Origin of the sequence: Kineococcus endophyticus (assembly GCF_040796495.1) — a bacterium.
Taxonomy (GTDB): Bacteria; Actinomycetota; Actinomycetes; order Actinomycetales; family Kineococcaceae; genus Kineococcus; species Kineococcus endophyticus.
Map to the genome: position 1 here is coordinate 17,606 of NZ_JBFNQN010000021.1, position 24,220 is coordinate 41,825.

The window sequence follows — 24,220 nt, forward strand, 5'->3', positions numbered from 1 at the left end:
TTCCCCTCCTCCTGCTCCGACCGTGGGCTGCGACCCGGACCTAGCCGTTGTGCAGCAGCTCCGCGGTCGCGCGGACCCCTTCCTGGGTCCCGACCACGACGATCTTGTCACCGGAGGAGAACTGCTGGGACGGCGCGGGCGACGGCACGACCTCGCCGTTGCGGACGAGCGCGACGACCGAGGCCCCCGTGCGGCTGCGGATGGCCGCGTCGCCGAGCGTCTTGCCGACGTAGGGCGAGGAGTCCTCGAGGTAGATGCCCTCGGTGGCCAGGCCCTCGATCTGCTCGCGCAGGCGCGCCAGGCGCTCGATGACGCGGGGCTGACCGAGCAGCTCGGCCAGCACCTCGGCCTCGTCGCCGTCGAGGTCGACGACGGCGTGGCAGGCGTCGGGGTCGTCTTGGGAGTACACCAGCAGCTCGCGCTCACCGCCGCGGGTCGAGATCACGCCGATGCGCCGTCCGCGCGCGGTGGTGAAGTCGTGCCGCAGCCCGACGCCGGGCAGCTTGGTCTCTTCCAGGTCCACGGTCCTCAGTGTCCTCCAGGCTCGAGGGAGCCGACGACCAGGGCGGCGGCTGTCCCCCGGACGCCGCAACCGCGGGGCGTCCTGCACTCGTCAACGACCGCGAGGGCCCGCGGCTTCCCCGACACGGCGGGGATCCCGGCGGCAAGCCCTTGCCCGGCGGGGATCCGTCGTGCATGATCTGCGGACCCGCGGTGCAGCGATGCACACCGCCGTGCACGGACGTGATCGTCGGTGTCGGGGCGGCGCTGCGGACAACTGAAGACACACCCATTCCACAACGGATCGTCCGGCACGTACCTGCCGGTGGAAGGACATCAACGATGGCTACGGTCACGTTCGACAAGGCGACGCGCATCTACCCGGGCGGCGACAAGCCCGCCGTGGACGCCCTGGACCTGCACGTGGAGGACGGCGAGTTCCTCGTCCTCGTCGGCCCCTCGGGCTGCGGCAAGTCCACCTCCCTGCGCATGCTCGCCGGTCTCGAGGACGTCAACGGCGGACGCATCCTCATCGGTGACCGCGACGTCACGACGGTCCCCCCGAAGGACCGCGACATCGCGATGGTGTTCCAGAACTACGCGCTCTACCCGCACATGACGGTCGCCGACAACATGGGCTTCGCCCTGAAGATCGCCGGCACCCCGAAGGACGAGATCAAGCGCCGCGTGCAGGAGGCGGCCAAGATCCTCGACCTCGAGCAGTACCTGACCCGCAAGCCGAAGGCGCTCTCCGGTGGTCAGCGTCAGCGTGTCGCCATGGGCCGCGCGATCGTCCGCCAGCCGCAGGTCTTCCTCATGGACGAGCCGCTGTCGAACCTCGACGCCAAGCTCCGCGTCCAGACGCGCACCCAGATCGCCTCGCTGCAGCGCCGCCTGGCCGTCACGACGGTCTACGTCACCCACGACCAGGTCGAGGCCATGACGATGGGCGACCGCGTCGCGGTCCTCAAGGACGGTCTGCTGCAGCAGGTCGACACCCCGCGCCGCATGTACGACCACCCGAACAACGTCTTCGTCGCCGGCTTCATCGGCTCCCCCGCCATGAACCTGCTGACGCTGGAGTCGACCGACGGTGGCCTGAAGTTCGGCGACACCGTGCACCCGGTGGAGCGCTCGCTCCTCGCCGGCACGGGCAACAAGGTCACCCTGGGTGTCCGTCCCGAGGACCTCGAGCTGTCCACCTCGGGTCTGCCGGTCCAGGTCGAGGTCGTCGAGGAGCTCGGCGCCGACGCCTACATCTACGGTTCGCTCGCGCAGCCCGGTGGCGAGTCCCACCAGGTCATCGCGCGCGTCGACGGCCGCCGTCCTCCGGAGAAGGGGGCGACGGTCCACTTCACCCCGAAGCAGGGCCACGTCCACCTGTTCGACGTGACCAGCGGCGAGCGCATCGGCGCCTGAGCGCCGACGTCGTGACCGTCTGACACCAGGGCCGTCACTCCCCGCGGGGAGTGGCGGCCCTGCGTGCTGACGGGACGGGGGCCGGGACTGAGAGGATGGACGCGTGAGCACCTCGACGGCGGCGTCGCTGCAGATCACCGCTGCCCGCCCGTACCCCGAACTGCTGGACCTGCCGTGGGACGTCCCGCTGGAGGAGTGGCCTGAGCACCACCTGGCCGCCCTCCCCCGCGGGATCTCGCGCCACATCGTGCGGTTCGTCAAGCTCGGGAACCGCGTGCTGGCGGTCAAGGAGACGAACGCCCCCATCGCCCACCGCGAGTACCGGATGCTGCGCCTGCTGAACCGCCTCGAGGTGCCGTCGGTGGCCCCCGTCGCGGTCATCACCGGCCGGGTCGGCCGCGACGGCGAACCCCTCAACGCGGTGCTCATCACGCGCCACCTGCAGTACTCGCTCCCGTACCGCGCGCTCTACAGCCAGACGCTGCGCCCCGACACGGCCAAGCGGGCCGTCGACGCCCTCGCGGTGCTCCTCGTCAAGCTGCACCTCACGGGTTTCTACTGGGGCGACGTGTCCCTCTCGAACGCCCTGTTCCGCCGGGACGCGGGGGCCTTCGCGGCGTACCTCGTGGACGCGGAGACCGGGGAGCTCTACGACGAGTTGTCGACCGGCCAGCGCGAGTACGACGTCGACCTGGCGCGCACGAACATCGCCGGCGAACTCATGGACGTCGTCGCGTCCAGGGCGCTCGACGCCGACATGGACGAGGTGCTGGCGATCGCCGACCGCATCGTGTCCCGGTACCACGTGCTGTGGGCCGAACTCACCGAACCGGAGTCCTTCGAGCGCGGCGACCGCTGGCGCGTCGAGGCCCGCATCCGCCGCCTCAACGACCTCGGGTTCGACGTCGGGGAACTGTCCATCACGACCGACATCGACGGGACGACGGTCCGCATCGAGCCGAAGGTCGTCGACGCCGGCCACCACTCCCGGCGGTTGCTGCGCCTCACCGGGTTGGACGCCGAGGAGAACCAGGCCCGGCGCCTGCTCAACGACCTCGACTCCTACACGGCGGCGAACGGCCGGCAGGGCGAGGACGAGGAGATCGTGGCCCACGACTGGGTGGCCGACGTCTTCGAACCCGTCCAGCGCGCCGTCCCCCGCGAGATGCGGGGCAAGGTCGAAGCTGCTGAACTGTTCCACGAGGTGCTCGAACACCGCTGGTACCTGTCCGAACGGGCGTCGCGCGACGTGGGCCTCGAGGAGGCCGTGAACTCCTACGTCGTGGGCGTCCTGCCCACCAAGCCCGACGAACGGGCCGTGCTGGGCGTCGACACCCAGCAGATCCCGATCGTCGACCCGGACATGTACTGAGCCGAGCACCGAACCGCCACCCCGCTCCGTTGGAGGACGCTGTTGTCTGCTGAGAACCCCCGTGTCGTGCTGACCGGGGCGGCCGGGAAGCTCGGCCGCATCGTGCTGCGCGACCTGCTCGACCACGGTTTCTCCGTCCTCGCCCTGGACCAGGCGCCGCCGCCGGGCCTGACGGACGCCGACCTGGTGGACGGGAGGGCGCAGTTCGTCCGGATCGACCTCACCGACCACGGCGCCGTCACCGAGGCGATCACGGGACGCATCGAGGAACGCGGTGGCCCGTTCGACGGCGTCGTGCACCTCGCGGCGATCCCCGCGCCGGGCCTGGCGCCGAACGGCACGACCTTCCGCAACAACTCGGCCGCGACGTGGAACGTCTTCGACGCCGCCCGCGCCGCCGGCATCCGCAACGTCGTGTGGGCCTCGAGCGAGACGGTCCTCGGACTGCCCTTCGACGCCGCTCCCCCGCCGTACGCGCCACTGGACGAGGAGTACCGGGTGCGCCCGGAGTCCACGTATTCCCTCGTGAAGTCGCTCGAGGAGGAGATGGCCCACCACTTCTGCCGGTGGGAGCCGGAGCTGACGATGACGGGGCTGCGGTTCTCCAACGTCATGCACGTCGAGGACTACGCGCGGTTCCCCTCGTTCGACGCCGACCCACGGCTGCGCAAGTGGAACCTGTGGGGTTACATCGACGCCCGCGACGGGGCCCAGGCCGTGCGCAAGGCCCTGCAGCGCAGGGGGCCGGGCGTGGAGGTGTGCATCGTCGCCAACGCCGACACCGTCATGACGCGGTCCTCGGCCTCGCTCATGGCCGAGGTCTACCCGGACGTCGAGGTGCGCAAGGAACTCGCCGAGCACGAGACGCTGCTCTCGATCGACAAGGCCCGCCGCCTGCTCGGGTACGAACCCGAGCACTCCTGGCGCGACCACGTCTGAGCACCGCCACGCGAGAGGGGCCCCGGGGGAACGTCACCCCGGAGCCCCTCTCGTGCGTCAGACCTGGCGGGCCAGGGCGGTGGCGGCGAACTTGGCGTCCGGGTCCAGGACGTCGAGCAGCTTCACCATGACGGCGTCGAGGCGGCCGAGGTCGTCGGCGTCGAGGGGATCCAGGACGAGCTGGCGGACGCGTTCGACGTGCCCGGGCGCGGAGGCGACGACCTTGTCCCAGCCGGCGTCGGTGAGGATGGCGACCTGGCCGCGGCCGTCGCAGGGACTCTTCTCCCGGCGCACCCAGCCGTCCTTCTCCAGCCGCGACACGACGTGGGAGATGCGCGAAGGGCTGGCGTTGGAGCGGGCGCCCAGTTCGCTCATGCGCAGACTGCGGGTGGGTTCCTCGGACAGCATCGCCAGGGTCAGGTAGGCCGTCTTCGTGAGGTCGGCGTCCCGCTGCAGCTGGGCGTCGAGCGCGGCCGGGAGCAGTTCCATGAGCGCGCTGAGCCGCAGCCAGACCCGTCGTTCGTCGGAGGTCAGCCAGCGGGGGTTCTGCTCGGTCATCCCGCGATCGTAGCAGATAGTTGCAGATTGAAATACCTTCGGCGCCCCGTCGCCGCGCCGCTCAGTGTGCCACGCCCCCCGTCGCGTCGACCACCACGGCGACCGTGGCCTCCACCCGGGCCAGGGAGTCCTCGGACAGCGGCCGCCCGGCCAACCGCGCGGCCAGCAGAGCCGCGCCCCGGGACGGTTCGAACCGGGGCGAGCGCACGTCGTACCCGCCCAGCGCCGACAACCTCCGGGCGAAACCCTCGGCCACCTCCGGGACGGCGAGGACCCCGCCGGACCGCGACACCGGGACGACCGCGTCGTCGGGGAAACCCGCACGGGCCCGCACCGCGACGACGAGGTCCACGAGTTCGGCGGCGGCCTCCTCGAGCACACCCGCGGCGACGGCGTCCCCGCGCCGGGCCGCCTCGACGAGCGGACGGGACAACGCCGCGACCTCCCGCCGGGAGCGGCGCCAGCGGTTGAGGACGACGTCGACGAGTTCCAGGTCGGTGCTCAGGGCGAGGTGCTCGCGCAGGACGTCCAGCAGCGGACCCGGGGCCCGGCGGCCGTCGCTCATCCGCGAGAACTCCTGCAGGGCCCGCAGACCGAGCCAGTGCCCGGACCCCTCGTCCCCGAACCCCTCACCCCAGCCCCCCACCCGGGCGGCGCGCGACCCGTTGCGGCCGTAGGCGATGGACCCCGTGCCGCTGACGACGCCGATGCCGTCGATCCCGCCGAGGGAGCCGGCCCAGCCGGCCACGACGTCGTTGTCGACGGCGTACCGGTCGTGACCGAGCAGGTCGGCGGGCAGGGCGTCGAGGACGGGGACGTCTGCGGCCACCTCGCCGTAGGCGGGCAGGCCGAAGAACGCGTGGGTCAGCTCGCCCGGGGCGGTGCCCGCCAGCTCGCACACCGTGGTGACGGCCGCGGACAGCACGTCGCGGGTGACGTCGGTCGTCCCGTCGCCCTCGAGGTGGTAGCAGCTCGGCGCCACCAGTTCGGCGAGGACGGAGCCCTCCTGCGTCAGGACGCAGAGCGCCGTCTTCGTGCCGCCGCCGTCGACGCCGAGGAACACCCCGGCGGGCGCGGCGCTCACGGCTGCCACGGGTGGACGGTGACCCCCTGGACGACCCGGTTCACCTCCCCGCCGGGGAACGGGTCGTCCGGTGTCCCGGGGCCGGCGAGGGCGAACCGCAGGGCGAGCAGCTGGGCGGTGACGGCCGCGGGCAGGGCGCGCAGGTCGTCCGGGACGCCGTCGGGCAGCGCCGGGTCGACGACGAGGACGTCGCGCTCGCCGAGCGCCGCGCGCAGTTCGGCGGCGATGTCGTCGTCGTACCGCCGGGTGTACGCGTCGCCGGACCGGAACACGACCGCCAGGGTCCCCGCGCGCAGGAACGACTTCGGGCCGTGGCGGACGCCGAGCGCCGTGTCGTGCAACCCCACGACGGCGCCCGCGGTCAGTTCGAGGAGCTTGAGCGAGGCCTCCCGCGCCAGCCCGGCGAGGGGGCCGCTGCCCAGCAGCACGACGCGGTCGTGGCCGCGGGCGGCGACGGCGGCGAGCTCCCCCGCCGACCGCAGGGCCGTCTCGGCGGCGGCGCAGAGCTCGGCGACGGGAACCGGTGCGCCCGGGGCCAGCAGCAGCCGGGCGGCGAGCAGCATCGAGGTGAAGCTCGAGGTCATCGCGAACCCGCGGTCGTTCGTCGCTGGGGGCAGCACGACGACGCGGGCGTCCGCGCGGCTGGCGAGCGCCGCGGCCAGCCGGCCGTCCGCGTTGCAGGTGACGACGAGGTGGTGGACCTCCTCCAGCGCGGCGTCCGCGACCGCGGCGGCGGCCACGCTCTCCGGGCTGTCGCCGGACCGGGCGAAGGAGACGAGCAGCGTCGGCCGCCCGGGCAGCGTCCCGGCGGGATCGGCGAGCAGGTCCGTTGTCGCGACGGCCTCGACGGCTCGGCCGAGCAGGCGGGTCAGCGCGGGCGCGAGCACCTGCCCGACGAACGCGGACGTGCCCGCCCCCGTGAGGACGACGCGCAGGTCCTCGCGGGCCAGCAGGGGCGCCAGCCAGGACGCCGTCGCGTGGTCCCCGCCGACGAGGTCGGCCACCTCCGGCCACAGGCCGGGTTGCTGGGCGATCTCCGTCGCCGTGTGGCCGGCGCCGCGGGCGCGGAGCCCGTCGAGCTCACCGTCGGGGAAGCGGGGGGTCACGTCGGCTCCTCGGGACTGCGGGGGGGTGGGAGGGTGCGGGTCAGGACCGGAGGAACTCGGCGAGGTCGTCGACGGTGCGGACCACGACGGCCCCGTCGCGCAGGTCGGCCGGCAGGTCCGCCAGCAGCGCCTCGTCCGGTACGGCCACGGGCGGGTCGGTGGGCGCCAGCACGGCCCCCGCGGCGCGCGCGAGGTCCAGGACGAAGCGCAGCACCTCGTCCTCTCCGTCGAGCTCGACCATGAGCGAGTCGAACGGTTCGCCGTACCCGTACACGTCGGCCGACCCGTCGGGCGTCTCGACGCGGACGAAGAGGTGCTCCGGGTCGCGTTCGGAGGCCAGCGGTTCCACGACGGCCCGGACGGCCGCCGGGTCCAGCGGGACCTCGGCGCCGCCGGACCACCGCGTGAGGAAGACGTCCAGGCTCACCGGTGGCGCGCGACCTCGTAGAGGGCGATGCCCGCGGCGACACCGGCGTTGAGGGACTCGACAGCCGCGGCCATCGGGATGCTCACGACCTGGTCGCACTTCTCCCGGACCAGGCGGGACAGCCCCGCCCCCTCGGCACCGACGACGACGACGAGCGGGCCGTCGGCCAGGCGCAGCTCGGGCAGGTCGACGTCCCCGTCGGCGTCGAGGCCGACGACGAACAACCCCGCCTTCTGGTACTCCTCGATCGCGCGGACGAGGTTCGTCGCGCGGGCGACGGGGACGCGGGCGGCGGCGCCGGCCGACGTCTTCCACGCCGAGGCCGTCATGCCCGCCGCGCGCCGTTCGGGCACGACGACGCCGTTCCCGCCGAAGGCCGCGACGGACCGGACGACGGCTCCGAGGTTGCGCGGGTCCGTGACCCCGTCGAGCGCCACGACGAGGGCCGGGCGCCCGGAGTCGGCGGCGGAGTCGAGCAGGTCCATCGGGTGCTTGTACGCGTACGGCGGCACGGTGGCCGCCACGCCCTGGTGGACGGCGTTCTCGGTGAACCGGTCGAGGTCCTGCCGCGAGGCCTCCAGCAGCGGGATGCCCCGGTTGCCGGCCGCGGCGAGGATCTCCTTGACGCGGTCGTCGGTCTCGATGCGGGAGGCGACGTAGATGCCCGTGATGGGCAGTTCCGCGCGCAGCGCCTCGACGATGGAGTTCCGGCCTGCGATCCACTCCGTCTCACCGGACGCCTTGCGGCGCACCGGAGGACGACCCCCCGGACGGGCGTTGGTCGTCACCGCGCGGTGGGCGGCCTTCTTCGCCGCCTTGGCCGCGGGGTGGTACGGGCGGTCGCTCGCCTTCGGCGTCGGGCCCTTGCCCTCCAGGGACCGGCGGTTCTTGCCGCCGCTGCCCGCGGTGGGGCCCTTCTTGCCCTTGCTGACCGCGCCGCGGCGCTGGCTGTTCCCTGCCACTACTGCTCACCTTCCAGGACCCACCGGGCTCCGGTGGGCGTGTCCTCGATCACGATGCCCGCGTCCTTGAGGGAGTCGCGGACCGCGTCGGCGGTCGCGAAGTCCCGGGCGGCGCGGGCGGCCGCCCTCTGGTCCAGCTGGGCGCGCACGAGGACGTCGAGTGCCGCCCGCGCCCCGTCGGACCCACCGGCCTGCTCCACCCAGGGGTGGGCGAACGGGTCCAGTCCGAGCACGTCGAGCCCGGCGCGCACGTGCTCCAGCGCCGTCCGCAGCGCCGCGTCGTCCCCGGCCGCGAGGGCCGAGTTCCCGGCCCGCGCGGTGTCGTGCAGGACGGCGAGCGCCGCCGGCGTCGCGAGGTCGTCGTCCATCGCCGCGGCGAACGCGTCCGGCACCTGCCCGGCCTCCCCCGCCGACCCGAGCCGCTCGGCCGCCCGGCGGACGAAACCCTCCAGCCGCGAGTACGCGGCCTCGGACTCGGTGAGGGAGCCCTCCGACCACTCCAGGTGCGTCCGGTAGTGCCCGGAGACGAGGTAGTAGCGCAGGACGACCGCGCGGTGGCTGCGCAGCAGGTGCGGGATCCCCAGGACGTTGCCGAGCGACTTGCTCATCTTCTCGCCGGACATCGTCACGAAGTAGTTGTGCAGCCAGAAGTTGGCGAACCCGTCGCCCGCCGCGCGCGACTGCGCCTGCTCGTTCTCGTGGTGCGGGAAGCGCAGGTCCAGACCGCCGCCGTGGATGTCGAAGCGCGGGCCGAGGTAGCGCCCGATCATCGCCGAGCACTCCAGGTGCCAGCCGGGCCGGCCCCGTCCCCAGGGGGTGGCCCAGGACGCCGTGGCGGGCTCGCCGGGTTTCGTGCCCTTCCAGAGCGCGAAGTCGCGCGGGTCGCGCTTGCCGCGGGGGTCGGCGTCGGTGGCCGGTTCCATGTCGTCGAGGCGCTGGTGCGTCAGCTCGCCGTAGGCGGGCCAGGAGCGGACGTCGAAGTAGACGTCGCCGGAGCCGTCCTGCGCCGCGTAGGCGTGACCCCGGGTGATCAGCCGGTCGATGAGCTCGACCATCTCGGGGACGTGCCCGGTGGCGCGGGGTTCTACCGTGGCCGGCAGGACGCCGAGGGCGTCGTACGCGGCGGCGAACTCGCGCTCGTAGCGGTAGGCGTGGGCCCACCACTCGTCCCCGGCCTCGGCGGCCTTGGTGAGGATCTTGTCGTCGATGTCGGTGACGTTGCGCACGGCCGTCACGCGCAGGCCGGAGCGTTCCAGCCAGCGGCGCAGGACGTCGAAGACGACCTGGCTGCGGACGTGACCGAGGTGGGGGGACCCCTGCGGCGTGGGGCCGCAGACGTACATGCCGACCTGCCCGGGGACGAGCGGCGCGAACTCGCGCACCGCGCCGGCGGCGCTGTCGTGCAGGTGGAGGGTCACGGGCTCCAGGCTACCGGCGGCTCGACCGTGTCCGGGCGCGTCGTTAGGGTCGCCGCCATGGCCTGGACCGTTCCCGCAGTCATCTCCCGCACCAAGGGCGCACCCGTCGAGACCGTCGACATCGTGGTGCCCGAACCCGTCGCCGGCGAGGTCGTCGTGGACGTCGCCGCGTGCGGCGTCTGCCACACCGACCTGCACTACCGCGAGGGGGGCATCAACGACGACTACCCCTTCCTGCTCGGCCACGAGGCCGCGGGCACCGTCTCGGCCGTCGGCGACGGCGTCACGCACCTCGCCGTGGGTGACCCGGTCGTCCTGAACTGGCGCGCCGTCTGCGGGCAGTGCCGCGCCTGCAAGCGGGGCCGGCCGCAGTACTGCTTCGCCACCCACAACGCGACGCAGTCGATGACGCTCACCGACGGCACCCCCCTGTCCCCCGCCCTGGGCATCGGCGCCTTCACCCCCAAGACGCTCGTCGCCGCCGGGCAGGCCACGAAGATCGACACCTCGGTGCTCGGCGACAGCTGGGACCCGGCCGTCGCGGGCCTGCTGGGCTGCGGTGTCATGGCCGGCATCGGCGCCGCCGTCAACACCGCCCCCGTCCAGCGCGGCGACACCGTCGCCGTCATCGGCTGCGGCGGCGTCGGGTGCGCGGCCGTCGCCGGCGCCGTCCTGGCCGGGGCCCGCCGCGTCATCGCCGTCGACATCGACGACAAGAAGCTGGCGTGGGCGCAGAAGCTGGGTGCCACGCACACCGTGAACTCCGCCGGTCTGGACGAGGCCGGGGTCGTCGCGGCCATCGCCGAGCTGACCGACTCCTTCGGCGCCGACGTCGTCATCGACGCCGTGGGCCGGCCCGAGACGTGGCGGCAGGCGTTCTACGGCCGCGACCTGGCCGGGACCGTCGTCCTCGTCGGGGTGCCGACGCCGGAGATGACGCTGGAGGTGCCGCTGCTCGACGTCTTCGGGCGCGGCGGGGCGCTGAAGTCGTCCTGGTACGGCGACTGCCTGCCCGAGCGGGACTTCCCGCAGCTGCTGGAACTGCACGCCGCGGGCCGGTTGCCGCTGGACGCGTTCGTGTCCGAGCGCATCGGGCTGGACGACGTGGAGGAGGCGTTCGCCACGATGAAGAGCGGCGACGTGCTGCGTTCGGTGGTGGTCTTCTGAGCGCCCGGGTCGAGCACCTCGTCACGTCCGGGACCTTCTCCCTGGACGGGCAGACGTTCGACGTCGACAACAACGTCTGGCTGCTCGGCGACGACGAACAGGTCCTCGTCCTGGACGCCCCGCACGACGTGGACGCCATCGCCGCCGCGATCGGGGACCGCCGGTTGCTGGCCGTCGTCTGCACCCACGCCCACGACGACCACGTGCGGCAGGCCCCGGCGCTGGCGCAGCGGTTCTCCACCGGTGAGCACCCGGTGCCGGTCCTGCTGCACCCGGCCGACCGGCCCGTGTGGGAGTTGACGCACCCGGGCGTCGCGACGACCGACCTCGCCCACGGGCAGGTCGTCTCGGTCGCCGGCACCGACCTGCACGTCCTGCACACCCCGGGGCACACGCCCGGCGCGGTGAGCCTGTACGCGCCGGACCTGGCGACCGTCTTCACCGGCGACACCCTGTTCGCCGGCGGGCCGGGCGCGACGGGCCGGTCGTTCTCCGACTTCGGCACGATCGTGGAGTCGATCCGGACGGTGCTGCTGGAGCTGCCGCCGGAGACGCGCGTGCACACCGGCCACGGCGACGACACGACGATCGGCGACGAGGCCCCGCACCTGCAGGAGTGGATCGACCGGGGGCACTGAGCGGGTCAGCCGGCCGCGCGGTGGATCGCGAGGTCGGTACGCCCGGGGGCGAGGTCGGGCCGCAGCGCGCGGTCGGGGTACTCCCCGTCGCGCAGGCGCCGGAACGGCAGGGCGGGCTCGGAGGCGAGCCCGTCCAGCCGTCGCCGGAGGCGGTCGACCTCGGCCTGCACGCCGCCGGCGTCCAGGCCGTCCGCGTCGTGGACGACGTGCAGGCTGAGCACCTCGACGCCCACGTACCAGAGCGTGCCGTGGGTGAGGGGGAACAGCAGGCTCTCGAGGTCGCCGCTGATGCCGCGCGGGCCGATGGAGCGAGGGTCCTCCCCCGCCGTCACGACGAGCAGGGCCCGACGGCCGACCAGCCCGCCCTCGCCGTAGCGCTGCGGCAGGCCCGTGGCCGGGTCGGCGTCGCCCAGGGCGAAACCGGCCGTCAGGACGCGGTCGAACCAGACCTTGAGGACCGCGGGCGGGCCGTACCACCACAGCGGGAACTGCAGGACGAGCAGCTCGGCGGCCGCGAGCTTGTCCTGCTCGGCCCGGACGTCGTCGGGCAGCTGCCCGCGGGCGTGGGCGTGCCCCAGCTGCTCGGCGAGGTTGCCCGGCGTCCCGGCGAGGTCGCCGACGTCCCCGCTGCGCAGGACGGGGTCGAAGTCCTGGGCGTACAGGTCCGAGGTCAGGACGTCCCACCGGGCCGAGAGCGCCTCGACCCCGGCGGACGTCAGGCGGCCGTTGAGGGACGTGGCGCGCGGGTGGGCGCTGACCCACAGGGCGGTGCCGGGGACGGGCGGGGGCGTGGGGCCGGCGGTGGTCACGGGGTCTCCTCCGGGGTCGGGTGGGGGTCGGTGACGGCGAGCAGGACGCGGGTGAGGGTGGTGCGCGCGACGTCCTCGCCGGTCGTGGCGTCGAGCACCGCGCGCACGAGCGCGTCACCGGCCCCCACGACGGCGCGGACGGCGGCGGCGTCGAGGGTGCCGAACGGGGCGAGCGCGTCGCGGCAGGCCGCCAGGTACGCCTCCTCGGCCTCCTGGCGGACCGCGGTCAGCACGCTCGACCCGGCGAGGGCCGCGACGACGTCGGACAGCTCCCGCCCCTCGGCGAGGCAGCAGTCGACGTACGCGCCGGCCACCAGCGCGGCGACGGTCTCCAGCCGCGGGGTGGAGCGGGCCAGCGCGGCCGCCAGCGTGGCGTGCTGCCGCTCCTCGAAGGCGCGGTACAGCTCGGCCAGCACCCCGGCCCGGTCGCCGAAGTGGTCGTAGACCAGGGGTTTGGTGACACCCGCGGCCTCGGCCAGCCGACCCAGGGTGAAGTCGTCCGTCCCGGCCTCGCGGATGAGGGCGCGGGCGGTCTCGAGGAGCTGGGCGTGGCGCTCCTCCCGGCTGAGCCGCCGGCGCGTCCCGGTCTGCACGGCTGGTCCCTCCCCGTCGCTTACCAACAGTAACTTACTGATGGTAGGCATGCTGGCTCGACCTCGGCAAGGTGTCGGCTGTGCGGTGCCGAGTGCCGCCGCGGGATCCACCTGAGAGCATCCGGGGGTGAGTGATCAGCCGGACGCCCCACCCGCACCCCTCGACAGCACCCCCCGGGAGCCGGCCACCGAGGTCGTCGCGCGCGGCGTGACGCAGGCTTCGCGCTGGGCCCTGCGCCTGCTCGTGCTGGGGGTCGGCATCGCCGGCCTCATCTGGCTGCTCGGCAAGGGCTGGTCGCTGCTGCTGCCGCTGCTGCTCGCGATCCTGCTGAGCGCGATCCTGTGGCCGCTGGCCGGGGTGCTGCGCGCCGTGCTGCCGAGGGCGCTGGCCGCCCTCGTCTCGATCGTCCTGCTCATCGCCGTCGTCGTCGGCATCTTCGCCGCCCTCATCCCCAACGTCGCCGACCAGTCCGGCGAGGTCGCCGACTCGGCGATCGCCGGGCTCGACAAGGTGCAGCAGTGGGTGACCGGGCCGCCCCTGAACCTCGGCGACGACCAGATCGGCAACCTCGTCAACCAGGGCATCGCCGAGCTCCAGACGAACGCGCAGACGATCGCGCTCAGCGTCGTCGGCGGGGTCGGGACGGTCGGCGCCCGCATCGGCTCGGGCGTCGTGACGTTCCTGCTGGTCCTCGTGCTGACGTTCTTCTGCCTGTCCGACGGCGACCGGCTGCTGCCGTGGTCGCGGCGCTGGCTGAGCGCGGAGGCGCACCGGCACGCCACCGCCCTCGGGTCGCGGGTCTGGGCCGCGCTGCGCGGCTACATCCTCAGCCAGGCCGCGGTGGCCCTCGTCGACGCCGTCTTCATCGGCATCGGGATGGCCATCGTCGGGGTCCCGTTCGCGCTGCCGCTGGCCGTGACGATCTTCTTCGCCGCCTTCATCCCCATCGTCGGGGCCGTCGTGACGGGCGTCCTCGCCGTCCTCGTCGCGCTCGTGACGCTCGGCTGGGTGCAGGCGGTCGTCGTGCTGGGGATCGTCCTGCTGGTGCAGCAGCTCGAGGGGAACGTGCTCCAGCCGCTGCTCGTCGGCAAGTCGCTCGCCCTGCACCCCGCGGTCGTCATCGGGGCCGTCACGATCGGCGGCACGCTCTTCGGGATCACGGGCGCCTTCCTCGCCGTCCCGGTGGCGGCGATCGTCACCGTCGTGCTGCGGTACGTGCACCACGAGCTGGTGCCGGACGAACCGGAGAACCCGCAGGCCAAGGCGTCGAACAAGCGCAAGCGCCGGGTGCGCCATCCCGAGGACGAGCAGCCGCAGCCCGCCACCGGCCCCCAGGACGAGCCCGCGGACCGCGACTGACGTCAGGCCGGGCCCAGCGCCTCCAGCAGACCGAGCAGGTCCGCGTCGGCTCCGCGCGGGGCGAGCACGCACAACCCGACGGGCAGCTCGCCGACGCGCCCCCACGGCAGCCCCAGCGCGGGGACACCGCACTGCGAGGCCAGCGTCGTGAGCTGCAGCGTGCCGGCGCGCGCGGCCTCGAACCCCTCGGGCCCGGCCTCGCGCGAGGGGGCCGGGGTGCTGGTGCTCGGCAGGCACAGCCAGCCCCGGGTCAGCAGCCCGTCGAGCCACGCCCTGGTGCGGGCGACCACCTCGCGGGCCGCCGCCAGCTCGTCGGCGCCGACGGCCGCGCCCGCCCGGAAGCGGGCTTCGACGGACGGGGACAGCGCGCCGGGGTGCGCCTCGACGAACGCCCCGTGGTTGGCCCACGCCTGCGCGGCCTGGACCGTGCGGAACGCCGCCGTCCACGCCGCCGGGGCGTCGGCCGGCACGTCGACCTCGCGCACGGGCAGACCCGTCGCGACGGACAGGGCCGCCAGCGCCGCCTCCACGGCGAGCGCCGTCGACGGGTCCGCCAGACCGGTGAGGAACCGGCTGCGCAGCAACGCCTCCGGCCGGGAGGAGCCGGTCTCCGCACCGAGCAGGACGGCCGCCCCCCGCCGCAGCGTCGCCCCGTCGCGGGCCAGCAGCCCGACCGTGTCGACGTCCTGCGCCAGCGGCAGGACGCCCTCGACCGGGACGGCGCCGTGGGTGGGTCGCCAGGCGTACAGGCCGCAGAAGGAGCCGGGGACGCGCAGGGAGCCGGCCGTGTCCGTGCCCAGCCCGAGGTCGGCCGTCCCCGCGGCCACGGCCGCGGCCGAGCCCGAGGAGGACCCGCCCGGGACGCGGCCCGGCGCGCGCGGGTTGACGGGCGTCCCGCTGTGCTCGTTGACGCCCATGAGGGAGAACGCGAGCTCGTCCGTCTGCGCGATGCCCGCGACCTCCGCCCCCGCGTCGAGCAGCCGCTGCAGCGCCGGCGCGTGCGCCTGCTCGACCGGGGCCTGCTCCAGCCACGCGGGGACGCCACCCCCCACCCGCTGCCCCGCGACGGCCACGAGGTCCTTCACGGCGATGCGGACGCCCTGCAGCGGACCGGTCCCCGCCCCTGCGACGAGGGGGGCACCCCGCAGCCGCCAGGTCGCCGGGTCGTCCGCGGCGGCCGGGTCGGGGCGCGGGTCCACCGGCCCGCCGGACACGTGGGCCGCGTGGACCCGCCAGCTCCCGGCCTCGTCCCGGTGCCACCACTGCGTCTGGACCCCGGCGCCCTGCGCGCGCTCGGACTCGGCGACGACGTGCGCGTCGTCGGGGCCGGTCCAGCGCACGTGCACGCGCCGCAGCCACCGGGTGGGCGCGCCGCCGCGCGCGGCGCGGAACGCCGCGATGTGGTCGGCCCCGACGAGCACCCCGGTCCCCTCGGCACGCAGCGTCGCCGGGCCGGGGGCGAAGAGCTCGTCGAGCACGGCGAGGTCGTCGGCCATGAGCGCGCGCTCGTAGCGGGTGACGGCGGCCAGCAGCCCGGCCTCGTCGTGGTGGGCGTCGGTCACGGGTGCCTCCGGTCCTCGTGGGTCAGCGCGGTGGGTCAGCGCGGGACGACGAGAGCCGTCGCGATGGCCGCGATGCCCTCGCCGCGGCCCGTGAGGCCGAGCCCGTCGGTCGTGGTGCCCGCCACCGAGACGGGAGCACCGGCGGCGGCGGACAGGGCCGCCTCGGCCTCGGCGCGACGGCGCCCGATCTTCGGGCGGTTGCCGACGACCTGCACGGAGACGTTGCCGACCTCGAACCCGGCCTCGCGCACCAGACGGGCGGCCTCGCCGAGCAGCCGCACGCCGGAGGCGCCGGCGAGCTCGGGGCGGGCGGTGCCGAAGTGGGCGCCGAGGTCGCCGAGGCCGGCGGCGGCGAAGAGCGCGTCGCAGCAGGCGTGGGCGGCCACGTCACCGTCGGAGTGGCCCTCGGGGCCGGACTCCTCGTCCTCCCAGAGCACCCCGGCGACCCAGCAGGGGCGACCCACGGCGAGCGGGTGGACGTCCAGGCCCGTGCCGACGCGCGGGATGGTCACGGGGCCTCCGAGGAGAGCAGGGCCTGCGCGAGCAGCAGGTCGAGAGGGCGGGTCACCTTGAAGGCGCGTTCGTCCCCCGGCACGGTGCGCACCGGGTGACCGAGGGCTTCGAGCATCCCGGCGTCGTCCGTGGCCGCGGCACCGGGCACGGCGGCCTCGTGGACGGCGCGCAGGACGTCGGCGGCGAACCCCTGCGGGGTCTGGACGGCGACGAGCTCGGAGCGGTCGAGCGTCTCGAGGACCGTCCGGTCCGCGACGCGCTTGACCGTGTCGGAGACGGGCACGACGGGGACCACACCGGTGGCCCCGGCGCGGACGGCCGCCACGACGGAGGTGAACACGTCGGGCGGGGTGAGGCACCGCGCGGCGTCGTGCACGAGCACGACGTCGACGTCCGCGGGCAGCGCGCGCAGACCGGCGCGCACGGAGTCCTGACGCTCGGCGCCGCCGGGGACGACGAGGACGTCGGGCACCACGGGCGAGAGCAGCGAGCGGACCTCGTCGCACGCACCGAGCGGCGCCACCACCACCACCACGTCGACGACGTCGGAGGCGGTGGCGCGCCGCAGGGCGTGCACGAGCAGTGGTTCACCGGCCAGCGGCACGAGCGCCTTGGGGCGCGACGCGCCGAGCCGGTCGCCCCGGCCGGCGGCCGGGACGACGAGCGCGGTCCTCAGGAGGCCAGGACCTCGTCGAGCAGCGACTCGGCCTTGTCCTCGTTGGTGTTCTCGGCGAGCGCGAGCTCGGAGACGAGGATCTGCCGCGCCTTGGCGAGCATGCGCTTCTCGCCCGCGGACAGGCCGCGGTCCTGGTCGCGGCGCCACAGGTCGCGCACGACCTCGGCCACCTTGACGACGTCACCGGACGCCAGCTTCTCCAGGTTCGCCTTGTAGCGGCGCGACCAGTTGGTCGGTTCCTCCGCGTAGGGGGTGCGCAGGACCGAGAACACCCGGTCCAGCCCCTCGCGACCGACGACGTCGCGGACGCCGACCAGGTCCACGTTGTCCGCCGGCACCTCGATCGTGAGGTCGCCCTGGGCGACCTTCAGCACGAGGTACAGCTTGTCCTCACCCTTGATGGTGCGGGTCTTGATCTCCTCGATCAGTGCTGCCCCGTGGTGGGGGTAGACGACCGTTTCGCCGACCGTGAAAGCCATAGAACGTGACCCCTTTCCCTGCACCCAGGTTACCACGTTGAACGGGGGCCGGACAGTCCCGGACGGAGCGTTTGCGCAGGTCAGAGGCTCACAGGTCCAGTCCCAGGGGTTGACAGGTCCCCGGTGACGTGCTTCGCGCGCGCCCCGGGCGGTCGCTCTGCGTCACGGAGTCGTCACGTCCGCGGGGTCCCGGCGGGCGTCCCGGCCCGTGACGAGACCGTGATCAGGACGTGATCGCTACGCACCGCTCCCCTGCGACCGCAGCTACGACTGCCGGTAGTCTGACCGCGTGAAGCTGCGCACCCCGCTCCTGACCAGCGGCGTCCCGACCCGCGGGTGGACCCGCCCCGTCCGGCGCTCGGCCCTCGCGGTCGTCACCTCCGCGGCCGTCCTCGGGGTCGCCGGGTGCTCGGTGTTCTCGCCGCCGACCGTCCTGAAGCCCTACGCCCCCAGCGACGGGTCGCAGACGACCGTCGGCGGGGTCGAGGTGCGCAACGTCCTCATGGTCTCCAGCGGCGTCGACGAGCCGGGTGTGCTCTCCGCCGTCCTGGTGAACTCCGGCTCCGCTCCCGCCGACGTGTCCGTCTCCGTCGACGTCGACGCGGGGTCGCCCACGACCGAGCAGTTCACCGTCGCGCAGAACGCCTCCGTCCACATCGGCGACCCGGGCGCCGTCGCGGACGACGCGGCCTCCACCGACGACGACGCGGGCGACCAGGAGCAGGTCGCCTGGCTCCAGGTGCCGCAGGTCCCCGTGGTCCCGGGCCAGACCGTCCCGGTGACCTTCACCGTCAACGGCCAGAACGCCTCCGTCAACGCCCAGGTCCTGCGGCCCTGCTTCGAGTACGCGACCGTGACGCCGACGGTCCCGGCGCCCACGTCGACGCCCACCTCGACGGCCACCTCCAGCCCGGGCGCCACGGAGGGCGCGGAGGGCACCCCGACCGCCACCGGCACCCCGTCGACGAGCACCTCCTCGGCGGCCGCCTCCCCGACGATCAGCTGCGGCCCGGTCACCGGCGAGGAGCAGGGCCTGCTCGGTGAGGACGAGGAGGGCGGCGAGGGCTGACCCCGCCTCCCGCGCAGCGCGCACGTGCGAGAGGGGCGGGCCCGACCGGGACCGCCCCTCTCGCACGTACGGGACCGGGCCCGCGCCGTGTCAGGGCAGGTCAGCCCTCGAACTTGTAGCCCAGCCCGCGGACGGTGACCAGGTACCGAGGGTTGGAGGGATCCGGCTCGATCTTGGCGCGCAGGCGCTTGACGTGGACGTCGAGCGTCTTGGTGTCGCCCACGTAGTCCGAACCCCAGACGCGGTCGATGAGCTGCACCCGCGTCAGCACCCGGCCGGCGTTGCGCAGCAGCAGTTCCAGGAGCTCGAACTCCTTCAGCGGCAACGGCACCCGCTCACCGCGCACGGTCACGACGTGGCGGTCGACGTCCATCCGCACCCCGCCGGCCTCGACCGTCGTCTGGACGAGCTCCTCCGGTTCGGCCCCGCGGCGCAGCACCGCGCGGACGCGGGCGAGCAGCTCGCGCGAGGAGTACGGCTTCGTGACGTAGTCGTCGGCGCCGATCTCGAGCCCCACGACCTTGTCGATCTCGGAGTCCTTCGCGGTGAGCATGATGACCGGGACGCTGGAGCGGGTCCGCAGCTGCCGGCACACCTCGGTGCCGGGCAGGCCCGGGAGCATGAGGTCGAGCAGGACGAGGTCGGCGCCCTCCTTGTCGAACTCCTCCAGGGCGTCGGGCCCGTTCTCGGTGACCGCCACGTCGTACCCCTCCCGCCGCAGCAGGTAGGACAGCGGGTCGGAGAACGACTCCTCGTCCTCGACCACCAGGATGCGCGTCACGGTCGGACCTCCAAGGGACTGTTCGGTGCGGGCCGGCGGCCGGCGGTCCCACCCGCGGCCGACGGTGGACTGGACGGCGGGACCGGCGCTCCGGACTCCTCCGGCGTGGCGGCGGCACCCGTCGCGGGGTCGGCGAGCTCGGGGTCGGGCAGGCGCAGGGTGAAGGTGGACCCCTCCCCCTCGGCGCTCCAGACCCGGACGTCCCCGCCGTGGTTGCCGGCGATGTGCTTGACGATCGACAACCCCAGGCCGGTGCCCCCCGTGGAGCGCGACCGGGCCGCGTCGACGCGGTAGAACCGCTCGAAGATGCGGTGCAGGTCGGCCTGGCTGATGCCCACCCCGCGGTCGGCGACCGACAGGTCGATCGTCGGGACCTGCTGTCCCGCCGGCGTCCCCACGACCTGACCGGTCCCCCGCCGCACCTCCACCACGACGCGGCTGCGTTCGGGTGAGTAGGCCAGGGCGTTGTGGACGAGGTTGCGCAGCGCCGTCACGAGGAGCTCGCGGTCCCCGCGCACGTGCAGCCCGCGCTGCCCGGCGACGACGACCTCGGACCCGCGCTGGTGGGCCACCGTGCCGACGCGGTCGACGGCCTCGGCGACGATCTGGTCGACCTCGAGGGACTCCGGCTGCAGCACCGTCTCGGCGGCCTGCAGCCGGGAGAGGTCGATGATCTCCTGCACGAGCGCGGTCAGCCGGATGGACTCCCGCCGCATGCGGCTGGCGAAGTGGCGCACGGCGTCGGGGTCGTCGGCGGCGTCCTCGACGGCCTCGGACAGCAGCGACAGGGCACCCACGGGGGTCTTCAGCTCGTGGCTGACGTTCGCGACGAAGTCGCGCCGGACGGCCTCGACGCGGCGCGACTCGGTCCGGTCCTCCAGCAGCAGCATGACGTGGTGCGGCCCGAGCGGCGTGACGCGGGCCAGGACGACGGCGGGGGGACGGCCCAGCCCCGCCCCGAGCTCGGTCTCGGTCTCCCGGACGCGTCCGTCGCGGCGGCAGGCGCGGACCATCTCGCGCAGCTGCGCGTCCACCAGCTCCCCGCCCGAGACGACCCCGGCGGCGTAGGCGGCGGCGCTGGCCTTGACGACGACGTCGTCGGCCGCGAGGACCACGGCCGAGGACCGCAGGGCCATGAGGACGTCGCTGACCCCGGGCGGCAGCCCTCCGACGGGCGTGGCCGGGGGCAGCGGGGGACGCTGGAGGCGCTCGGAGACGCGGAACGCCAGGACGCCCGCGGCACCGGTCAGCACACCGACCGCCGCGGCGATCGAGACGGAGGCGTCGCCCAGCACCTGCCCAGCCTACGGTCGCCGGACACCGTCCCCGGGCCACCGACGCCCTGTCACCGGACCGAGGCCCAGATGTTCACCCGGCGGGAGACGCTCGTTCACCCGCGCCTGACACGGTGGCCGGGACGGTGACGGTGCCCGGAACGCATCATGATGACCGGGCGGCGTCCCCCGCGGAGCACGGGACGCCCTGCTCGACGAACCCCTGGAGGAAACCCCGTGCGCAACGTGTACCACGACGAACTCAGCGGCCTCGTCGACACCCTGGTGGAGATGACGCAGCTCGCCGAGTCCGCCATGACCCGGGCGACGACCGCCCTGCTGGACGCCGACCGCGAACTGGCCGAGACGGTGATCTCCGCCGACCGGCGCATCGACGACCTGCAGCGCGACCTCGAGGAACGCGCCGTGGACGTCCTGGCCCGGCAGTCTCCCGTGGCGACCGACCTGCGCGTCGTCGTGACGGCGCTGCGGATGAGCTCGAGCCTGGAGCGCATGGGCGACCTGGCCCGGCACGTGGCCAAGCTGGCCCGTCTGCGCTACCCCACCGCCGTCGTCCCGGCCGAGCTGCGCGGCACGGTCCTGCAGATGGGCCAGGTCGCCGAGCGCATCGTCGCCAAGGCGGGCAGCGTCATCGCCACCCGCGACCTCGCGCTGGCCGCCGAGATGGAGGTCGACGACGACGAGATGGACCGCCTGCACCGCCAGGTCTTCGAGCAGCTGCTGGCCCGCACGTGGGACCACCCGACGGAGGTCGCGGTGGACCTGACCCTGTGCAGCCGCTACTACGAGCGCTTCGCCGACCACGCCGTCTCCGTGGCGAAGTCGGTCCTGTTCCTCGTCACCGGCTCGCGCGACGAGGACGCTGCCGCGCAGCGGGTCTGACGCCCTGCGCGGACGCGCCGACCGGCCCGCCCGGGTGTAGCGTCCAGGCGTGATCACGTCCCGCCCGACGTCGGACGCGCCGTGGCGCACCCGGCGGGCGGTGGCCGTGCTCACCACCGCGCTGGCTGCGGCGGCCGCCGTCGGCGCGTGCGGGGGCGGCGGGGACGAGCCGGACCCGGCCCCGACGACCACCACGGTCGAACCGGCACCGGTCAGCACGACCTCCGCCTCGCCCTCGGCGACGAGCTCGGGCCCCGTCTTCGACTGCGCCTCGGTGCAGGCCGCGCAGACGTCCCTGGACGACGCGTACGCCTCCGAGCTGGACCGGCTGGGCATCAAGCGCGGCGACCCGCGCGCGCAGTCCGTCTTCACCATCGTGACGACGAACGAGGGGCCGGAGTACTACGCGGCGGTGCTGGCCGCGGCCCCGCCGGACGCGACGGCCGACGCCCAGGTCGTCCTCGACTACTACACGAAGCTGGCGACCCAGGCCGACACGCTCGACGTCGGCACGGGGTCGGCCGAGGACCTCGGCAAGGCCATGGACGCCCTCGACGCGGCCGGGGCCGCCGTCAACCCCGACCCGTCGGCGGCGACGTCCGTCGTGCAGGCCCAGGAACGGCTGCAGGCCGACGTCGACCGCGAGTGCTCGGGCGCCTCGACCTCGACGACCAGCTCGAGCCCGAGCACCACCTCCAGCTGAGGGGTCAGCGCGTGAGGTCGGCGAGGATCTGCGCGGACACCACGGCCGCGTGCTCCTGGTCGAAGTCCATCGCCCGCTCCGGCCCGCCGAGCGCCTTGCGCCGCAACGGTTCGGGGTCGGCGAGGAAGACGAGCACAGCGTCGGCCAGCGCGCCCGCGTCCTCCACGGGCACGAGGTCGCCGAGGCGGCCGTCCCGCAGCACGTAGCGCGGACCCGTCGGGCAGTCCGTCGCCACGACGGGGACACCCACGGCGAGGGCCTCGAGCAGGACGAGGCTGCCGTTGCCCTCGTAGCGCGAGGACAGCACGAACAGGTCCGCGCCGGCGAGCAGGCTCGGCAGGTCGTCGCGGTGCCCGGCGAACTCGACGCGGTCGGCGATGCCGAGCAGGTCGGCGCGGTCGCGCAGGTCGGCGTCCTGCTCCCCCGCGCCGACGAGGACGAGCTCCACGTCACCGCCGGCCGAGACCACGCGGGCGAGGGCGTCGAGCAGGACGTCGAAGCCCTTCTGGTCCACGAGCCGGCCCGCGGCCACGAGGCGGGTGCGTCCGGACTCGGCGCGCCGGGGACCGCCCGCGGCCTCCACCGCGGCGCGCGTCGCGGCGACGTCGATGCCGATGTCGACCGCGTGCACGCGGGAGGCGTCCAGGCCGACCTCGAGCACGTCGGGGACCAGACCGGGCGAGACGCAGACGGCCGCGTCGACGCGCTGGTGGACCTGCGTCAGCAACGGCCGCAGGCGGGCCGGGGTCCAGGCGGCCACCGCGCGCGGCAGCGAGCTCTGGACCAGCACGACGAACGGCTTGCGCGCGAGGCGCGCCGCCGCCCAGCCGAGCAGCAGGCCGTACCCCACCTCGCTGCCCGAGACGACGACGTCGGCCTTGCGGACCTGCCGCAGCGTGGTCGCCAGGATGCGCGGGGCCGCCGACCGGAACCGGCGCACCTCCTGCGAGCCCCAGCGGACGTCGAGGCGCGGGTCGGGCTCGTACATCGGCCCGTCCGGTTCGACGTTCTCCAGCACCAGGAAGCGCACGCGCGCCCCGAGGTCCTGCCAGCGCCGGGCGAGGTCGGCCGAGACCCGCAGGCCCCCGTTGTCGCGCAGCGCGCCCTCGAGGACGAGGACGCGGGGTCCAGGACCCGTCACTCAGCGGCCCTGGTTGGCCACCGCGGCGGCGGCGGCCGCGGCGGCGGCCGGGTCGAGGTACTCCCCACCCGGCACGGTGGGCTTGAGGTCGGCGTCGAGGCGGTAGACCAGCGGGATGCCGGTGGGGATGTTCAGCCCGGCGATGTCGGCGTCGGAGATGCCGTCGAGGTGCTTCACGAGCGCGCGCAGGGAGTTCCCGTGCGCGGCGAGCAGGACCGTCTTGCCGGCCTGCAGGTCCGGGACGACCGACCCGGTCCAGTACGGCAGCATCCGCTCGACGACGTCGGCGAGGCACTCGGTGCGGGGGGCGGCGTCGCCCGGCCCGCCGAACTGCTCGGCGTAGCGCGCGTCGGCGTCCTGGGAGAACTCCGAGCCGAGCTCGATCGCCGGCGGCGGGGTGTCGTAGGAGCGGCGCCACAGCATGAACTGCTCCTCGCCGAACTCGGCGAGAGTCTGCTTCTTGTCCTTGCCCTGCAGCGCACCGTAGTGGCGCTCGTTCAGCCGCCAGGACCGCTTGACGTCGATCCAGTGCCGGTCGGCCGCGTCGAGGGCCAGGAACGCCGTCGTGATGGCGCGGCGCAGCACCGAGGTGTGCACGACGTCGGGCAGGACACCCGACTCGACGAGCATCTTCCCGCCGGCGGTGGCCTCGGCCCGGCCCTTCTCCGACAGGGCGACGTCGACCCAGCCCGTGAAGAGGTTCAGGGCGTTCCACTCGCTCTCGCCGTGCCGCAGGAGGACGAGGGTGTGCGCCGCTTCAGTCATG

26 protein-coding genes are annotated in these 24,220 nt (G+C 74.3%); 9 read left to right on the forward strand and 17 right to left on the reverse strand.

What is annotated here, in order from left to right; all coding sequences use genetic code 11:
* Window positions 1–40 precede the first annotated feature (40 nt).
* Window positions 41–523 (reverse strand): cation:proton antiporter regulatory subunit, encoded by a 483-nt coding sequence (locus AB1207_RS23270; protein ID WP_367641104.1) that lies wholly within the window; start codon window positions 521–523, stop codon window positions 41–43.
* Between the two features lie 320 nt (window positions 524–843).
* On the opposite strand from AB1207_RS23270, the gene AB1207_RS23275 reads away from it, so the two are divergent.
* From AB1207_RS23275 to AB1207_RS23285, 3 genes are all read left to right on the forward strand, one after another.
* Window positions 844–1,920 (forward strand): ABC transporter ATP-binding protein, encoded by a 1,077-nt coding sequence (locus AB1207_RS23275; protein WP_367641106.1) that lies wholly within the window; start codon window positions 844–846, stop codon window positions 1,918–1,920.
* A gap of 103 nt (window positions 1,921–2,023) precedes the next feature.
* Window positions 2,024–3,292, forward strand: coding sequence for a DUF4032 domain-containing protein (locus tag AB1207_RS23280; RefSeq protein ID WP_367641108.1), 1,269 nt, complete (start codon window positions 2,024–2,026; stop codon window positions 3,290–3,292).
* 42 nt (window positions 3,293–3,334) lie between these two features.
* On the forward strand, window positions 3,335–4,231 hold the full coding sequence (locus AB1207_RS23285) for an NAD-dependent epimerase/dehydratase family protein (RefSeq protein ID WP_367641109.1): 897 nt from the start codon (window positions 3,335–3,337) through the stop codon (window positions 4,229–4,231).
* A 57-nt stretch (window positions 4,232–4,288) separates the two neighbouring features.
* Here AB1207_RS23285 and AB1207_RS23290 read toward each other — a convergent pair whose 3' ends face one another.
* From AB1207_RS23290 to cysS, 6 genes are all read right to left on the reverse strand, one after another.
* Complete coding sequence (locus tag AB1207_RS23290; RefSeq protein ID WP_367641110.1) at window positions 4,289–4,789, reverse strand: MarR family winged helix-turn-helix transcriptional regulator; 501 nt, start codon at window positions 4,787–4,789, stop codon at window positions 4,289–4,291.
* 61 nt (window positions 4,790–4,850) lie between these two features.
* On the reverse strand, window positions 4,851–5,882 hold the full coding sequence (locus AB1207_RS23295; protein WP_367641112.1) for an N-acetylglucosamine kinase: 1,032 nt from the start codon (window positions 5,880–5,882) through the stop codon (window positions 4,851–4,853).
* Entirely contained in the window at window positions 5,870–6,979 is a 1,110-nt protein-coding gene (locus tag AB1207_RS23300) for an SIS domain-containing protein (RefSeq protein ID WP_367641114.1), read from the reverse strand. The genes AB1207_RS23295 and AB1207_RS23300 overlap by 13 nt, the downstream gene beginning before the upstream one ends.
* A gap of 40 nt (window positions 6,980–7,019) precedes the next feature.
* Window positions 7,020–7,406, reverse strand: a complete 387-nt coding sequence (locus AB1207_RS23305; RefSeq protein ID WP_367641116.1) for a hypothetical protein — start codon at window positions 7,404–7,406, stop codon at window positions 7,020–7,022.
* A complete protein-coding gene (gene rlmB / locus AB1207_RS23310; protein ID WP_367641117.1) occupies window positions 7,403–8,368 on the reverse strand; it encodes a 23S rRNA (guanosine(2251)-2'-O)-methyltransferase RlmB in 966 nt (321 codons plus the stop codon). The genes AB1207_RS23305 and rlmB overlap by 4 nt, the downstream gene beginning before the upstream one ends.
* On the reverse strand, window positions 8,368–9,786 hold the full coding sequence (cysS, locus tag AB1207_RS23315; RefSeq protein ID WP_367641119.1) for a cysteine--tRNA ligase: 1,419 nt from the start codon (window positions 9,784–9,786) through the stop codon (window positions 8,368–8,370). Before cysS ends, rlmB begins: the two co-directional genes overlap by 1 nt.
* A gap of 57 nt (window positions 9,787–9,843) precedes the next feature.
* Here cysS and AB1207_RS23320 point away from each other — a divergent pair, with 57 nt between their 5' ends.
* Together AB1207_RS23320 and AB1207_RS23325 are read left to right on the forward strand one after the other, a co-directional pair.
* Window positions 9,844–10,953, forward strand: a complete 1,110-nt coding sequence (locus AB1207_RS23320; protein WP_367641120.1) for an S-(hydroxymethyl)mycothiol dehydrogenase — start codon at window positions 9,844–9,846, stop codon at window positions 10,951–10,953.
* Window positions 10,950–11,591 (forward strand): MBL fold metallo-hydrolase, encoded by a 642-nt coding sequence (locus AB1207_RS23325; RefSeq protein WP_367641168.1) that lies wholly within the window; start codon window positions 10,950–10,952, stop codon window positions 11,589–11,591. The genes AB1207_RS23320 and AB1207_RS23325 overlap by 4 nt, the downstream gene beginning before the upstream one ends.
* Before the next feature lie 5 nt (window positions 11,592–11,596).
* On the opposite strand, the gene AB1207_RS23330 is transcribed toward AB1207_RS23325, so the two are convergent.
* Both AB1207_RS23330 and AB1207_RS23335 read right to left on the reverse strand, forming a co-directional pair.
* On the reverse strand, window positions 11,597–12,400 hold the full coding sequence (locus AB1207_RS23330; RefSeq protein ID WP_367641121.1) for an NAD(P)H-dependent oxidoreductase: 804 nt from the start codon (window positions 12,398–12,400) through the stop codon (window positions 11,597–11,599).
* On the reverse strand, window positions 12,397–12,993 hold the full coding sequence (locus AB1207_RS23335) for a TetR/AcrR family transcriptional regulator (RefSeq protein WP_367641122.1): 597 nt from the start codon (window positions 12,991–12,993) through the stop codon (window positions 12,397–12,399). The genes AB1207_RS23330 and AB1207_RS23335 overlap by 4 nt, the downstream gene beginning before the upstream one ends.
* 127 nt (window positions 12,994–13,120) lie before the next feature.
* Between AB1207_RS23335 and AB1207_RS23340 the strand changes: the two genes are divergently transcribed.
* Window positions 13,121–14,353 (forward strand): AI-2E family transporter, encoded by a 1,233-nt coding sequence (locus tag AB1207_RS23340; RefSeq protein ID WP_367641123.1) that lies wholly within the window; start codon window positions 13,121–13,123, stop codon window positions 14,351–14,353.
* Window positions 14,354–14,355: 2 nt separating this feature from the next.
* Here the strand turns inward: AB1207_RS23340 and AB1207_RS23345 are convergent, their stop codons facing one another.
* The 4 genes from AB1207_RS23345 to AB1207_RS23360 are packed head-to-tail and all read right to left on the reverse strand — an operon-like array spanning window position 14,356 to window position 17,583.
* Window positions 14,356–15,915 carry an AtzH-like domain-containing protein gene (locus AB1207_RS23345; protein ID WP_367641124.1) on the reverse strand — a complete coding sequence of 520 codons (1,560 nt, stop codon included), beginning with the start codon at window positions 15,913–15,915 and terminating at the stop codon, window positions 14,356–14,358.
* 35 nt (window positions 15,916–15,950) lie between these two features.
* Window positions 15,951–16,427, reverse strand: coding sequence for a 2-C-methyl-D-erythritol 2,4-cyclodiphosphate synthase (ispF, locus tag AB1207_RS23350; protein WP_367641125.1), 477 nt, complete (start codon window positions 16,425–16,427; stop codon window positions 15,951–15,953).
* On the reverse strand, window positions 16,424–17,104 hold the full coding sequence (gene ispD / locus AB1207_RS23355) for a 2-C-methyl-D-erythritol 4-phosphate cytidylyltransferase (RefSeq protein WP_367641169.1): 681 nt from the start codon (window positions 17,102–17,104) through the stop codon (window positions 16,424–16,426). The genes ispF and ispD overlap by 4 nt, the downstream gene beginning before the upstream one ends.
* The gene (locus tag AB1207_RS23360; protein WP_012084764.1) at window positions 17,101–17,583 is read right to left on the reverse strand and encodes a CarD family transcriptional regulator; all 483 of its coding nucleotides are present in this window, start codon (window positions 17,581–17,583) and stop codon (window positions 17,101–17,103) included. Before AB1207_RS23360 ends, ispD begins: the two co-directional genes overlap by 4 nt.
* A gap of 289 nt (window positions 17,584–17,872) precedes the next feature.
* Between AB1207_RS23360 and AB1207_RS23365 the strand changes: the two genes are divergently transcribed.
* Window positions 17,873–18,652, forward strand: a complete 780-nt coding sequence (locus tag AB1207_RS23365) for a hypothetical protein (RefSeq protein WP_367641128.1) — start codon at window positions 17,873–17,875, stop codon at window positions 18,650–18,652.
* A 100-nt stretch (window positions 18,653–18,752) separates the two neighbouring features.
* On the opposite strand, the gene AB1207_RS23370 is transcribed toward AB1207_RS23365, so the two are convergent.
* Together AB1207_RS23370 and AB1207_RS23375 are read right to left on the reverse strand one after the other, a co-directional pair.
* Window positions 18,753–19,433: a winged helix-turn-helix domain-containing protein gene (locus tag AB1207_RS23370; RefSeq protein WP_367641129.1), complete on the reverse strand. Its 681-nt coding sequence runs from the start codon at window positions 19,431–19,433 to the stop codon at window positions 18,753–18,755.
* Window positions 19,430–20,725 (reverse strand): sensor histidine kinase, encoded by a 1,296-nt coding sequence (locus AB1207_RS23375; protein ID WP_437179013.1) that lies wholly within the window; start codon window positions 20,723–20,725, stop codon window positions 19,430–19,432. Before AB1207_RS23375 ends, AB1207_RS23370 begins: the two co-directional genes overlap by 4 nt.
* A gap of 219 nt (window positions 20,726–20,944) precedes the next feature.
* On the opposite strand from AB1207_RS23375, the gene phoU reads away from it, so the two are divergent.
* On the forward strand, window positions 20,945–21,610 hold the full coding sequence (gene phoU, locus AB1207_RS23380) for a phosphate signaling complex protein PhoU (RefSeq protein ID WP_367641132.1): 666 nt from the start codon (window positions 20,945–20,947) through the stop codon (window positions 21,608–21,610).
* Between the two features lie 49 nt (window positions 21,611–21,659).
* Window positions 21,660–22,313, forward strand: coding sequence for a hypothetical protein (locus tag AB1207_RS23385; RefSeq protein ID WP_367641133.1), 654 nt, complete (start codon window positions 21,660–21,662; stop codon window positions 22,311–22,313).
* Between the two features lie 4 nt (window positions 22,314–22,317).
* Here AB1207_RS23385 and AB1207_RS23390 read toward each other — a convergent pair whose 3' ends face one another.
* Together AB1207_RS23390 and AB1207_RS23395 are read right to left on the reverse strand one after the other, a co-directional pair.
* On the reverse strand, window positions 22,318–23,454 hold the full coding sequence (locus AB1207_RS23390; RefSeq protein WP_367641134.1) for a glycosyltransferase: 1,137 nt from the start codon (window positions 23,452–23,454) through the stop codon (window positions 22,318–22,320).
* Window positions 23,455–24,219 (reverse strand): phosphoglyceromutase, encoded by a 765-nt coding sequence (locus AB1207_RS23395; RefSeq protein ID WP_367641136.1) that lies wholly within the window; start codon window positions 24,217–24,219, stop codon window positions 23,455–23,457.
* Between the last annotated feature and the right edge of the window lies 1 nt (window position 24,220).